Below are 12,480 nucleotides of genomic sequence, written 5' to 3' on the forward strand. Positions count from 1 at the left end.
TCCGTCCCGAGCACCTCGCCGAGCACCGCCGCCGCCTGCTCCCGCCGTTCCGGGTGGCCGGCCGCGACGACGGTCCACCACGCCGCCCCGTGCAGCCGGCGCAACTCCAGCCAGGGCGCGAGGTCGGCGTCGGGCGGGCCGCCGAGCGCGTCCAGCGCCGCCCGCCCGTCGAGCCGGGAGGTGCTGCGCAGGCAGGCGAGGTCCCACCCGACCGGGCCGGCGCAGGTGTCCTCGAGGTCGGTCCACCGCCACCCGCCCGGCGTGGCCAGCAGGTTGCCGGGGTGGGCGTCGCCGTGCAGCGGCCGCACGGGTGCGCCGGCCAGCCGCGGCCGCAGCCGGTCGACTCGCTCCACCATCCGCCCGCGGACGGCGGCGGGGACACCCCAGGCGCCGGCCCGCTCGGTGAAGGCGGCCAGGTCGTCGAGCGGGGTGTCCAGCGGCGTCCCGGTCGCGGGCAGACCGGCCAGGACGTCGTGCAGCGCGGCCAGCGCGGCGCCCACCTCGGCGGGGCCCGGCGCCGCGGGCAGGACCTCGACGTGCCGCCAGAGGCTCAGCACCAGGCCGTCGTGCACGTGCGGCCCGGGCGGCAGCAGGTCGCTCGGCGGGACGACGGCGGCCCCGGCGGCGGTCAGGGCACCCGCCACGGCCACCTCCCGGCTGAAGTGACGGGCCGGGTCCGGGCGCAGCAGCGGCGTCAGGGTGGCGACCCGCGCCACCACCGGCGCCGGGGTGAGGTGCACGACGACGTTGACGCCGTCGTGCAGCACCTCCGCCCCGGCCGACCGGACGCCGTGCGCCGCGGCGACCGCCGTGGCGGCGGCGACGGCGCGGGCCCGGCGGCCGGTCGTGTCGGTCGAGGTCACGCCTCGTGCGGTGTCACGAGCCGGGTCGCTCCGCTCCCGGCAGGGGCACGTTCTGCAGACGCACCTGGCCGCGGGCGACGAGCTTGCCGTCCTCGGCGCGGGTCAGCAGAACCTGCCACAGCTGCAGGGTGCGGCCCTGCTGCACCGGTTCGGCCACGACGTCGAGGCGGCCGGCGGTGACCGGCCGCAGGAAGTCGGTGCTGTTGTTCACCCCGACGGCGAACTGGCCGCGGTCGGCGACGGCGACGCTGGCCCCGATCGACGCCGCCGACTCGACCACCGCGCAGTAGACCCCGCCGTGCACCACGCCCCACGGGGTGTGCTGGTCGGGGCCCAGCTCGACGGTGCCGGTGACCCGGGTGCCGCTGATCTCCGCGACGTCGAAGCCGGTCGAGGCGACGAAGGCGCCGGCCGACGCGCGGTCCACGCCCGGCATCCCGTCCTCGCTCATGCGTCCCACACCAGGCAGAAGGGGTGGCCCACCGGGTCGGCGTAGACGCGGAAGTCGCCCCCGCCGCCGGGCAGCGTGCGCGCGCCCAGCGCGAGCGCCTCGGACTCGGCCTCCTCGATGTCCGCGACCCGCACGTCGAGGTGGAACTGCTGCGGCCGCCCGGGGTCCGGCCACTCCGGTGGCACCAGGTCCGGCGCCTGCTGGAAGGCCAGCCGATGGCCCTGGCCGGTGACCACGACCCAGTCGTCCCCCGGCTCGCCCCTGCTCACCTCCATCCCGAGCAGGTCGGCGTAGAAGGTGGCGAGCGCGTGCGCGTCGGGCGCGTCGATCACGACGGAGTGCAACTGACCGATCATGGTCCTCATCCTGCTGGCTGCCGGGCCGGGCCACCCGCCGGGGACCTGCCGTTCGTCGCGGGGATCCGGCCACCGGGGCAGGATCGGGGGGTGCCGGAGACCCCCGATGCCCCCGCGCCCGCCCTCGGCTCGCTGACCTGGGTCCCCGCGGCCGAGCGGCCCGACCTGCTCGGCGAGGCCGTGGCCGCGGCGCTGCCCGCGCTGTCCGGCCCGGCCTGGGTGGCCCCGGTCGACGACGACCTGGCCGACACCGCCGCCTTCACCGAGGCCTACGGGGTGCCCCCCGAGGCGTCGGCCAACTGCGTCGTCGTGGCCGCGCGCCGGGCCGGGCAGACGACGCTGGTCGCCTGCGTCGTCCTGGCCACCACCCGCGCCGACGTCAACGGCCTGGTCCGCCGGCACCTGGGCGCGCGGAAGGCGTCGTTCGCGCCGCAGGACGTCGCCGTCGCCGAGAGCGGGATGGCCTACGGCGGCATCACGCCGATCGGACTGCCGGCGTCCTGGCCGGTGCTGGTCGACGCCGCGGTGGCCTCCGCCGACCTCGTCGTCGTCGGCTCCGGCACGCGCGGCGCGAAGCTCGCCGTCCCCGGGGCGGTGCTGGCCGCGCTCCCGGCCGCCGAGGTGCTCGACGGCCTGGGCGTGCCGGTCGAGGACGGTCCGCCCCCGGCGCCCGCCGCGCCGGCCGGGCGGGCGCCGGACGACCGCGACGTCGGGTGGGGCGAGCGGTTCGAGGGGAGCGACGACGACCGCCGCTACCTCGAGGACCGCCCGCCGCACTGGGGCAGCGACTGAGCCCCGGCGGATCCCGGCGGGTCCTCACGGCGGGCCGGGTCCGGCCGGGAGGCTGAGCGTGAGCGTCGCGGTGGTGGCCGCCGCGGCCAGGGCGGCGGCGGTGGCCTCGTCGACGGCGAGCACGAGCAGCCCGGCGTCGGCCGGCGCCGCGACGTCCTCCGTGGCGGCCCGGGGAGCGGCCAGGACCAGCGCGGCCCGGGCGACCACCTCGGCCCGGACGGCGCCGGGGGCGGTGGCGAGCACGTCGACCCGGTCGCCGGCGGTGGCCAGCCCGGCCACGGCCAGGTCGGACAGCCGTACGGGCGCGGCGACCTGACCGGTGGGGAGCAGCTCGGTCAGGCCCGGGCCGACCAGGCGGACGTCGGTGACCGGCTCGCCGGCCCGCACCGGCGCGGCGAGCACCCGGCCGGTGAGCGCGGCGGGGTCGACGGCTGCTCCGGCCGGCGCGGCGGCGACCGGCAGCTCGGTCGACACCAGGTCCGCCGTCGTCAGCACCGTGCCGGCCGCGAGGTCGGCGGCGGCGGTGACCACGGGTGTCCCGGGCGGTGGCACCGCGGCCGGTGCCGCGGGCGGGCGGAGGGCGAGCACCAGCGCGCCGACGGCGAGGGCCGCGGCCAGGCACCGGCGCAGGAGGGTGACGGGGGAGCGGGGTCGGCGCAGGCGCAGCACCGGCCCAGGCTCACCGCCCGGCACCGCCGGGAGCGGCGGTGCCGCGCGACTGTGGACGGCGCGTCCGGCTGTGGACGCGCCGCCGTCAGCCGGAGGCGGCCTTGGTCCCGCTCGAGGACGGCGTGCTGCTCGAGGAGGACTCCTTCTTCTTCGTCGCCGCCGACGACGAGGACGAGTCGGACGACGACGAGCCCGCGGACGACTCGGAGGACGACTTCGCGGGCGCCGAGTCGCCGGCCGAGGCCTTCGACCGGCTGTCGGTGCGGTAGAAGCCCGACCCCTTGAAGACGACCCCGACCGAGCCGTACACCTTGCGCACCGGGGCACCGCAGGTCGGGCACTCGGCCACGGGCGCGTCGGTGAAGGACTGCACGACCTCGAACTGGTGCTTGTCCTCGGGGCTGGTGCAGGCGTACTGGTACGTGGGCACGGCGGGACACTCCTGGTCGAGCGCTGGTCGGGCGGACCCGGTACCGGCCGCGGCTGGCACTCGGGACCCTCGACTGCCAATGATGCGCCACACCGGCCGCAGCGTCCACGCACCGTCGGCGGGTGTCACGTCCCCGCGTGAGGCGATCGCGGCGGCGGGATGGGCAGCGCGTCACCGGCCGGAGGCGACCTGGAGGTGGCGGCGGCTGCCGCACCGGCACCGGGTGCGCGCCAGCCACGCCCGGCCGCGGGCGGCGCGGGTCAGGCGGAGAGGGCCGTGCGGCTGTCGTCCAGTGCCGCGGCGAGCTGGTCCAGCGGCAGCTCGAGTGCCCGGGCCAGCGCGGCGACGGTGAAGAACGCCGGTGTGGGCACCCGGCCGGACTCGATCTTGCGCAGCACCTCCGCGCTGATCCCGGACGCCGCGGCGACCTCCGCGGGCGGGCGCGCGCCCCGGGCCTCGCGCAGCAGCGCGCCGAGGCGCCGGCCGCGGTCGCGCTCGGCAGGGGTCAGCGGTGGCCGCACCATGACCGTGATACTAATACCGGTATACCAATACCGGAAGGACGCCGAGATGATCGAACTGCGGACCCCGGGTGAGCTCGACGCGATGCGCGCCGCCGGCGCCGTCGTCGCCCGGATGCTCGCCGCCGTCCGGGCCGCGGCGGCTCCCGGCGTCCGGCTCACCCAGCTCGACGAGGTGGCCCGGGACGTCCTGGCCGACGCCGGCGCGACGTCCCCGTTCCTCGGCTACGCCCCGCTGAGCACCACACCGCCGTTCCCCGGTGTGGTCTGCCTGTCGGTGAACGACGTCGCGCTGCACGGCATCCCCACCCCGGAGCCGCTGGCCGACGGCGACCTGCTCAGCGTCGACGCCGGCGCCACGCTCGACGGCTGGGTCGGCGACGCGGCCACCACCTTCCCGGTCGGGACGCCCCGGCCGGAGGACCTGCGGTTGGTGGACACCACCGAGCGGGCGCTGCAGGCCGGCATCGCCGCGGCCGTGCCCGGCAACCGGGTCGGCGACATCTCGGCGGCCATCGCCGCCGTGGGCCGCGCCGGCGGCTGCGGCATCAACACCGACCAGGGTGGCCACGGGGTCGGCCGCACGATGCACGAGGCACCCCACGTGCCCAACGAGGGCCGGCCGGGCCGCGGCGTGCGCCTGCGGGCGGGCCTGGTCATCGCCATCGAGCCGTGGTTCCTCGCCGGCGGCCGGGACGACTACCGTGTGGACGCCGACGGCTGGACGCTGCGCAGCGGCGACGGGAGCCGGGCCGCGCACGTGGAGCACACGGTCGCGGTGACCGACGACGGCCCGCGCATCCTCACCGCGCCGCGCTGAGTGAGGACCCCGACCCCGGTCTGCAGGTGGCCGGGTGCGCGGCCGCGGGGCTGCTCGCCCAGCGTCTCACGCCGTGAGCGCCGCACTCGCTCGCAAGGGGGCAGATCGGGTCCCTACGCGCCGGTAACCTCCCGCGCGTGACACACCCCTGGCTCGACGAGACGCAGCAGCGTGCCTGGCGGGCGTGGCTGACCGTCGCGGAGCTGCTGCCGCGCGAGCTCGACACCCAGCTCCAGCGCGACGCCGGGCTCACCCACGCCGCCTACATCGTCCTCGCGATGCTCTCGGAGGCCCCCGGCCGCAGCCGCCGGATGAGTAACCTCGCCCGGCGGGCCAACCAGTCGCAGAGCCGGCTCTCGCACACCGTCGCCCGGCTCGAGGAGCGCGGCTGGGTCCGCCGCGAGCGGTCCCCCGAGGACGGCCGCGGCAACGTCGCCGTGCTCACCGACGCCGGGTGGGACGTCGTCCGCGACGTCGCCCCCGGTCACGTCGCCGCGGTCCGCGCCGCGCTCTTCGACCCGCTCACCCGGCAGCAGACCGAGGCGCTGCGCGACGTCCTGGAGACCGTCGTCGACCGGCTCGACCCCGACGCCAGCCGGCGCGTGGCCCACGGCAGCGACGTCGCCGGCTGAGCGACCCGGCCCGGCGGCTCCCACGACGACGTCGTCGAGCCCGACGACCGGCTGCCGCTCCCGACGCAGTGGCACGTCGTCCTGACCGTCGGACGCCGTCCTCCCGCACCGCAGCGCGTCCTCCCGCGCCGCCCACCGTGGGGGAGGACGCGCCACGATCAGGTCACCTGATCCCGGCCGCCGGTGAGCCAGGCGCGGATCTCGGCGTCCGAGCCGCCCAGGACCGGCGGCGCGGCGTGGTCGCGGCGCGTGGTCTCGGTCTCGCCGTCGGGACCGGGGGCGAAGAAGCGCAGCGGCGGTCCGGGCAGCTGCAGCCGGCCCAGGGTGGCGTGCTCGACGTCGACCAGCAGGCCCTGCGAGAGCGTCTGCTCCCAGCCGTAGACCTCGTCGACGGTGCGCACCTTCCCGGCGGGGACGCCGGCGGCGGCCAGCCGGGCGAGCAGGTCCTCGGGCGCGGTGTCGGCGAAGGCCCGCTCCAGCAGCTCGATCACCTGCGCCCGGTTGCCCACCCGCTCGCCGTTGGTGGCCAGGCCCGGCGCCTCGGGGTCCAGTTCGAACTCGGCGCACAGCCGCCGCCACAGCGACTCCGACCCGCAGGAGAGCTGCACGCTGCCGCCCTTGCAGTGGAAGAGGCCGTAGGGCGCGATCGAGGGGTGGTGGTTGCCCTGGGCGCGGCCGACCTGCCCGCCCACGGTCCACGCCGTCCCCTGGAAGGCGTGCACGCCGACGATCGCAGCCAGCAGCGAGGTGCGCACCACCTGGCCGCGGCCGGTCCGCTCCCGCTCGTGCAGCGCGGCGAGCACGCCGTAGGCGCCGTACATGCCGGCCAGCAGGTCACCGATCGGGACGCCGACCCGCTGCGGGTCCTCGGGACCCGGGCCGGTCAGCGACATCAGCCCGGCCTCGCCCTGCGCGATCTGGTCGTAGCCGGCGCGGCTGCCCTCGGGCCCGTCGTGGCCGAAGCCGCTGATCGAGAGGGTGACCAGCCGCGGGTTAAGCTCGGCGAGCACCCCGGTGCCGAAGCCGAGGCGGGCCAGCGTGCCGGGCCGGAAGTTCTCCAGCAGGACGTCGGCGCGGCGGACCAGCTCGCGCAGCAGCTCCTTGTCCCCGTCGTCCTTCAGGTCGAGGGTGACCGACTCCTTGTTCCGGTTGGCCGACAGGAAGTACGTCGACTCCCGGTCGCCGGAGTCCGGCTGCACGAACGGCGGTCCCCACCCGCGGGTGTCGTCCCCGCTGCCGGGGCTCTCCACCTTGATCACGCGGGCGCCCAGGTCGCCGAGCATCATGGCCGCGTGCGGCCCGGCCAGGGCGCGGGTCAGGTCGACGACGAGGACGCCGTCCAGTGGTCCGGTCATGACGGCTCTCCCGATCGGGTCACAGCCAGCCCGGGACGACGAAGACCAGCCAGGCCAGGAACGGTCCGGCGGCCACGACGATCGCGGAGTAGGCGAGGATCTGCTTGTAGAAGCGGTCCCGGTCGACGTCCTGCGCGTTGGCGAGCACCAGCGCGCCGTTGGTCGAGAACGGGCTGACGTCGACGATCGTCGACGCCACGGACAGGGCCACCACCACGCCGACGGCGCTGATGGCCCCGGACTCCAGGAACGGAACCGCGAGCAGGATGGCGACGCCGATGATCGCGGTCGAGGAGGCGAAGGCCGACACCACGCCGCCGATGTAGGCCAGCAGCAGCGCGATCACCAGCGGCACGCCGAGGCCGATCACCGCGTCGCCGACGTAGTCGATCGTCCCGGCCTCCTGCAGGACGAACACGAAGGTCAGCACGCCGGCGATGAGCAGGATGGTCGACCAGCTGATCTGGGTGACCGCCCCCTTGTGCTGCTGCGCCGAGAAGAGCGCGAGGACGACTGCGACCGTGATGGCGACGAACCCGATGTCGAGGTCGAAGACGAGGGCGAGGACGGCGACGACCACGAGCCCGATCAGCGTGACGACCTGCTCGAAGCGCACCGGCTGCGGCACGTCGGGGTGGACGTGCTCGTCGTCGTCGCCACCGACGGCCGGGCCGGGTGCGGCACCGTGCCCGCGGACGACGGTGCCGTGCGCGTGCTCGGTGTGTGCCAGCGGCTCGGCCGCCACCTTCCGGCCGATCAGCTGGCGGCCGCCGAGGACGAAGAAGAGGACCAGCGCGATGGCCAGGTTGAAGAAGAGGGCGCCCAGGAAGACCGCCAGCGGGCTGCTCGGCAGGCCCTCGTCCTCGACGATCGTGTTGACCGTGACGCCGTAGACGCTGATGGGGGAGAAGCCGCCGCCCTGGGCGCCGTGGATGACCATCATGCCCATCAGCAGCGGGCTGATCCCGTGCCGCGCGGCGAAGGTGAGCGCGATCGGGGCGATGATCGCCACCGCCGCCGGCGAGAGCGCCCCGATGGCGGTGAGCACCGCGGTGACGAGGAACATGATCCAGGGGATGGCGGCGACGTGGCCGCCGACCAGGCGCACGGCCCCGCGCACCAGCAGGTCGACGGTGCCGTTGTTCTGGGCGATGGCGAACAGGTAGGTGACCCCGATCAGGGTCAGCACCAGTCCGGCCGGGAAGCCGCCGATGATCTCGTCGGTGGTCAGGCCGACCGAGAGGGTGCCGACCACGAAGGCGGCCACGAACGCCAGTGCGCCCATGTTGATCGGCAGGAACGTGGCGATCGCGAAGATCGCGACGAGCGCCAGGATGGTGACGATCTCCGGTGACACGGTGGCCTTCCTGTCGACGCTGACGGGGTCGGCCCACCGTGTCACCTACCGGTGGGTAGGGCCTGCCATCCGCCGTCCGGGGTGACGACGGCGGTCACCGGCCGGTCGTGCGGCAGGGCGGGCAGCCGCTCGACGAGCTCGTCGTCGAACACCAGCGCCACCACGACGGCGCCCGGGCGGGTGTGCCGCAGCGCCCGGTCGTAGTACCCGCCGCCGCGCCCCAGGCGGGTGCCGGCCAGGTCGACGGCCACCGCCGGGACGACGACGACCTCCGCCGCCCCCACCGCCGTCGGCCCGAGCCGCGGGCCGACCGGCTCGAGCAGCCCGAACCGGCCCGGGGCCAGCCGGCCGGTGTCGACCGCCCAGCCGAGCTCGCGGCCGCTGTCGGGGACGACGGGCAGCAGGACGCGGGCGCCCAGCTGGGTGAAGGCGGCCGGCAGCCGGCCGGTGCCCGGCTCGTTCTCGTCGGGGACGAACGCGGCCAGCGTGCGCACGCGGACCAGGTGCCGGAGCAGGGTGGTGGCCACCGCCGCGGCCGCGGTCGCGCGCTCGGCGGGGGAGCGGTCCCGGCGACGGGTCAGGAACCGGTCGCGGAGCGCCGCCTTGGCCGGCTCGCCGTCGTGCGGGGTGGTCACCGCACGAGGTTAGTGGCCCTGACCGTTCCGCAGGACTGGTCGGCGAGCCGCTCCGGGCGGTCTGGTTAGGCTCCCGGTGTGGAGACCCCGCGCACGCGCCCGGCGCGCAAGGCCGTCATCCCCGTCGCGGGGATGGGCACCCGGTTCCTCCCCGCCACCAAGGCGGTGCCCAAGGAGCTGCTGCCGGTCGTCGACCGCCCGGCGCTGCAGTACATCGTCGAGGAGGCCGCGCGCGCGGGCCTGCGCGAGGTGCTCATGGTCACCGGCCGCAACAAGGCCGCGATCGAGGACTTCTTCGACCGCACGCCCGAGCTCGAGACGGCGCTGGAGAAGAAGGGCGACGCCGGCCGGCTGGCCGCCGTCCACGAGTCCACCGACGTCGCGCAGGTGCACTTCGTGCGGCAGGGGGAGGCCCGCGGCCTGGGCCACGCGGTGCTGCAGGCGGCCGCGTTCGTCGGCGACGAGCCCTTCGCCGTCCTGCTCGGTGACGACCTCATCGACGCCCGCGACCACCTGCTCGAGCAGATGCTCGCCGTGCAGGCCGAGCACGGCGGCTCGGTGGTCGCGCTGCTCGACGTCGGCAAGGAGAACATCGACAAGTACGGCGCGGTGGCCGTCGAGCCCGGCGGGTCCGACGACGTCGTGGCGGTCACCGGGCTGGTGGAGAAGCCGCCGGTGGACGAGGCGCCGAGCAGCCTGGCGATCATCGGCCGCTACGTGCTGGCGCCCGAGGTGTTCGGCGTGCTGCGCGAGACCGCGCCCGGCCGCGGCGGGGAGATCCAGCTGACCGACGCGCTGGCCACGCTGGTCGAGCGCGGGCAGCCGGTGCACGGTGTCGTCTTCGGCGGCCGCCGCTACGACACCGGCGACAAGCTCGACTACCTCAAGGCCGTCATCCGGCTGGCCTCCGAGCGCGAGGACCTCGGTCCGGCGCTGCGCTCGTGGCTGACCGAGTTCGTGGCCGACCTGCCCGCCGAGGGCGCGTCGCAGGCCTGACCCGGCCCCCGCAGGGGGGACGATCCCGGGGATGACCGAGCACAGCACGGGGCGGGCGCGGGTGGCGGCCCGCGACACGACGGCGCTCGACCTGCGCAGCGGCGCCACCGTCGACCCCCCGACGTCGCCGGTGCCGAGCGTGCACGCGACCACCCAGATCGACCCCGGGCAGGTGCCGCCGCCGCGCCCGCCCGAGCCCGAGACACCGCTGCTGCGCACGGTGGAGGCCCACCTCGACGAGATCCTCTCCGCCGTCCCGCAGCCGGAGCCGATCGAGCTCGCCGTCCTCGACGCGCAGGGCCTGCTGTGCGCCGAGGAGGTGGTCAGCGCCCGCGCGCTGCCCTCCTTCGACCAGGCCGTCCTCGACGGCTACGCCGTCCGCGCCGAGGACGTCGCCGGTGCGATGCCGGACGCGCCGGTCGAGCTGGCCGTCGTCGGCGAGACCGTGGCCGGTGCGGCCGGCCCGAGCGCGCTGACCCCCGGCCAAGCGCACAAGGTGACCGCCGGGGCCATGTTGCCGACCGGCGCCGACGTCGTCGTCCCGGCCGTGTGGACCGACGGGGGCGTGGTGCGGGTGCAGGTGCACGCCGGGCCGGAGGTGGGCAGCTGGGTCCGCCGCACCGGCGACGACGTCTCGCCCGGCACCGCCGCCGTGCACGTCGGGACGCCGATCGGCCCCGCGCAGATCAGCCTGCTGGCCGCCGTGGGCCGCGACCGGGTGCAGGTGCGGCCGCGGCCGCGGGTCGCCGTCCTGTCCGCCGGCAGCGAGCTGGTCGACATCACCGCCACCCCGACGCCGGGCCAGGTGGTCGACGTCAACACCTACGCGCTGGCCGCAGCCGCCCGTGACGCCGGCGCCTCGGCCTACCGCTGGGGGATCCTTCCCACCGAGCGGCGGCGCCTGACCGAGGTGCTGGAGAGCCAGCTCCTGCGCAGCGACCTGGTGCTCATCGCCGGCACGCACACCACCGAGGGTGACCTCGTGCAGGAGGTGCTCGCCGAGCTCGGGCCCATGCGCTTCCGGCAGGTCACGATGCACCCCGGCCCGGTGCAGGGCTTCGGCCGGCTGGGCCGCGACGGGGTGCCGGTGATCTGCGTGCCCGGCGAGCCGGTGGCCGCCCTGGTGTCCTTCGAGGTCTTCGTCCGCCCGGCGATCCGCTCGATGCTCGGCAAGCGCCAGCTGTTCCGCCGCACGGTGCAGGCCATCGCCGCCGAGCGGCTGGTCTCGCCGCTGGGCTACCGCCAGTACCTGCACGGGCAGGTCATGCGCCACCCCGACGGCGGCTACGTCGTCGAGCCGCTCGGCGACGGCGACGAGGCGATGCTCGCCCGCATGGCGCGGGCCAACTGCCTGATCGTGGTCGACGAGGACGTCACCGAGGTCGCCGAGGGCGGGTTGGTGACGGTCATGCCGCTGCTGCTGGGCGGCTGAGCTGGACCTCGACCCGCTGCAGCACCCCGGCTGGCCGGCGACCCTGGTGCACGGGCCGGTCGAGCTGCACCCGCTGCGCCGGGGCGACGCCGCCGAGTGGAGCCGGCTGCGGCTGGCCAACGAGTCGTGGCTGCGGCCGTGGGAGCCCTCGGCCGCCGTCGCCTGGTCGGTGCGGCACACACCGGCGGCCTACCGCGCGATGCGCCGGTCGCTGACGCGGCGGGCGCGGGCCGGCACGTCGCTGCCCTTCGCCGTCCGGGTCGAGGGCCGGCTGGCCGGGCAGGTCACCGTGGACAACATAGTGCGGGGCGCCCTGCGGTCGGGGTCGCTGGGGTACTGGGTCGACCGCGCGGCGGCCGGCCGGGGGATGGCCTCGCTGGCGGTGGCGCTGGTGTGCGACCACGCGTTCGGCCCCGGCGGGCTGCACCGGCTGCAGGCCGACATCCGCCCGGAGAACCTGCCCAGCCAGCGGCTGGTCGAGCGGCTCGGGTTCCGGCGCGAGGGGCTGCTGCGGCGCTACCTCGACATCGACGGCGACTGGCGGGACCACCTGACCTACGCCCTGCTCGCCGAGGACCTCCCGGGCGGCGTGCTCCGCCACTGGCTGTCCCGCGCGCCGCGCTGACGCCCCGGCACTAGCACGCTGACCCTCGGTGCCCGACCGGCTCCGTGCCGACACGCCGCCGCGGTCACCACTCCGGTCACACAACACTCCGGCGACACGCCCGCGCGCCTCCCTCTTCCGGGGGGGCGACCTGCATAACCTGCCGCGGCAAGTGACTCGTGTGACGGGTGGTGTTCTCGATGGGGTCAGGCGTGCTGCTCGCCGCTCTGGTCGTGCTGTGGTTCGTGGTGCTGGTGCCCATGGTGGTGACCCGCGACACCTCGTCGACCCGTGCCGGGGTCGGTCAGGGCCGGACGCTGCAGCGCCGGCGGGCCGGGGACCCGGTCCGCTCCGCGGCGACCGAGCGGGTGTCGGTGGACCGCGACACGCTGCGCCGGACCGGCGAGCTGAGGGTCGACGTGCACGCCGTCCGCCGCCGCACGCTGGCCGGGCTGCTGGCGCTGACGGTGCTCGCGCTGGTCGGGGCGCTGGCCGTGTCGCCCTGGCTGTGGCTGCTGCAGGGGCTGCTCGACGTCGCGCTGGTCGGCTACCTCGCGGTGCTGCGGG

At 76.3% G+C, this 12,480-nt stretch carries 16 protein-coding genes; 7 read left to right on the forward strand and 9 right to left on the reverse strand.

Annotation, left to right across the window (positions count from 1 at the left end; genetic code table 11):
- The 3 genes from ABQ292_RS24085 to ABQ292_RS24095 form a co-directional block, all read right to left on the reverse strand.
- Nucleotides 1–863: phosphotransferase (locus ABQ292_RS24085; protein WP_369210244.1), on the reverse strand; the 863-nt coding region annotated here is incomplete at its 3' end.
- Between the two features lie 13 nt (nt 864–876).
- A complete protein-coding gene (locus ABQ292_RS24090) occupies nt 877–1,314 on the reverse strand; it encodes a PaaI family thioesterase (protein ID WP_369210245.1) in 438 nt (145 codons plus the stop codon).
- Nucleotides 1,311–1,670, reverse strand: coding sequence for a VOC family protein (locus tag ABQ292_RS24095; protein WP_369210246.1), 360 nt, complete (start codon nt 1,668–1,670; stop codon nt 1,311–1,313). Before ABQ292_RS24095 ends, ABQ292_RS24090 begins: the two co-directional genes overlap by 4 nt.
- A gap of 90 nt (nt 1,671–1,760) precedes the next feature.
- On the opposite strand from ABQ292_RS24095, the gene ABQ292_RS24100 reads away from it, so the two are divergent.
- Nucleotides 1,761–2,462 (forward strand): YbaK/EbsC family protein, encoded by a 702-nt coding sequence (locus ABQ292_RS24100; protein ID WP_369210247.1) that lies wholly within the window; start codon nt 1,761–1,763, stop codon nt 2,460–2,462.
- 24 nt (nt 2,463–2,486) lie between these two features.
- Here ABQ292_RS24100 and cpaB read toward each other — a convergent pair whose 3' ends face one another.
- The 3 genes from cpaB to ABQ292_RS24115 form a co-directional block, all read right to left on the reverse strand.
- Entirely contained in the window at nt 2,487–3,131 is a 645-nt protein-coding gene (gene cpaB / locus ABQ292_RS24105) for a Flp pilus assembly protein CpaB (protein ID WP_369210248.1), read from the reverse strand.
- An 85-nt stretch (nt 3,132–3,216) separates the two neighbouring features.
- A complete protein-coding gene (locus ABQ292_RS24110) occupies nt 3,217–3,561 on the reverse strand; it encodes an FmdB family zinc ribbon protein (protein ID WP_369210249.1) in 345 nt (114 codons plus the stop codon).
- A gap of 260 nt (nt 3,562–3,821) precedes the next feature.
- The gene (locus tag ABQ292_RS24115) at nt 3,822–4,085 is read right to left on the reverse strand and encodes a helix-turn-helix domain-containing protein (protein WP_369210250.1); all 264 of its coding nucleotides are present in this window, start codon (nt 4,083–4,085) and stop codon (nt 3,822–3,824) included.
- A 46-nt stretch (nt 4,086–4,131) separates the two neighbouring features.
- On the opposite strand from ABQ292_RS24115, the gene map reads away from it, so the two are divergent.
- Together map and ABQ292_RS24125 are read left to right on the forward strand one after the other, a co-directional pair.
- Nucleotides 4,132–4,902: a type I methionyl aminopeptidase gene (gene map / locus ABQ292_RS24120; RefSeq protein WP_369210251.1), complete on the forward strand. Its 771-nt coding sequence runs from the start codon at nt 4,132–4,134 to the stop codon at nt 4,900–4,902.
- Between the two features lie 137 nt (nt 4,903–5,039).
- A complete protein-coding gene (locus ABQ292_RS24125; protein WP_369210252.1) occupies nt 5,040–5,534 on the forward strand; it encodes a MarR family winged helix-turn-helix transcriptional regulator in 495 nt (164 codons plus the stop codon).
- 158 nt (nt 5,535–5,692) lie between these two features.
- Here the strand turns inward: ABQ292_RS24125 and ABQ292_RS24130 are convergent, their stop codons facing one another.
- From ABQ292_RS24130 to ABQ292_RS24140, 3 genes are read right to left on the reverse strand one after another with little or no spacing between them, the layout of a single operon-like run.
- On the reverse strand, nt 5,693–6,889 hold the full coding sequence (locus ABQ292_RS24130; RefSeq protein WP_369210253.1) for a CaiB/BaiF CoA transferase family protein: 1,197 nt from the start codon (nt 6,887–6,889) through the stop codon (nt 5,693–5,695).
- 19 nt (nt 6,890–6,908) lie between these two features.
- A complete protein-coding gene (locus ABQ292_RS24135) occupies nt 6,909–8,291 on the reverse strand; it encodes an SLC13 family permease (RefSeq protein WP_369210254.1) in 1,383 nt (460 codons plus the stop codon).
- Nucleotides 8,288–8,881 carry a 5-formyltetrahydrofolate cyclo-ligase gene (locus ABQ292_RS24140; RefSeq protein WP_369210255.1) on the reverse strand — a complete coding sequence of 198 codons (594 nt, stop codon included), beginning with the start codon at nt 8,879–8,881 and terminating at the stop codon, nt 8,288–8,290. The genes ABQ292_RS24135 and ABQ292_RS24140 overlap by 4 nt, the downstream gene beginning before the upstream one ends.
- 78 nt (nt 8,882–8,959) lie before the next feature.
- On the opposite strand from ABQ292_RS24140, the gene galU reads away from it, so the two are divergent.
- The 4 genes from galU to ABQ292_RS24160 form a co-directional block, all read left to right on the forward strand.
- On the forward strand, nt 8,960–9,877 hold the full coding sequence (gene galU, locus ABQ292_RS24145) for a UTP--glucose-1-phosphate uridylyltransferase GalU (RefSeq protein WP_369210256.1): 918 nt from the start codon (nt 8,960–8,962) through the stop codon (nt 9,875–9,877).
- 31 nt (nt 9,878–9,908) lie between these two features.
- Complete coding sequence (gene glp, locus ABQ292_RS24150) at nt 9,909–11,309, forward strand: molybdotransferase-like divisome protein Glp (protein WP_369210257.1); 1,401 nt, start codon at nt 9,909–9,911, stop codon at nt 11,307–11,309.
- A 46-nt stretch (nt 11,310–11,355) separates the two neighbouring features.
- Nucleotides 11,356–11,934, forward strand: coding sequence for a GNAT family N-acetyltransferase (locus tag ABQ292_RS24155; RefSeq protein WP_369210258.1), 579 nt, complete (start codon nt 11,356–11,358; stop codon nt 11,932–11,934).
- A 179-nt stretch (nt 11,935–12,113) separates the two neighbouring features.
- Nucleotides 12,114–12,480: SepX/GlpR family protein (locus ABQ292_RS24160; RefSeq protein WP_499804038.1), on the forward strand; the 367-nt coding region annotated here is incomplete at its 3' end.

The sequence above is a fragment of the Geodermatophilus maliterrae genome (assembly GCF_041018925.1).
Classification (GTDB): Bacteria; Actinomycetota; Actinomycetes; order Mycobacteriales; family Geodermatophilaceae; genus Geodermatophilus; species Geodermatophilus maliterrae.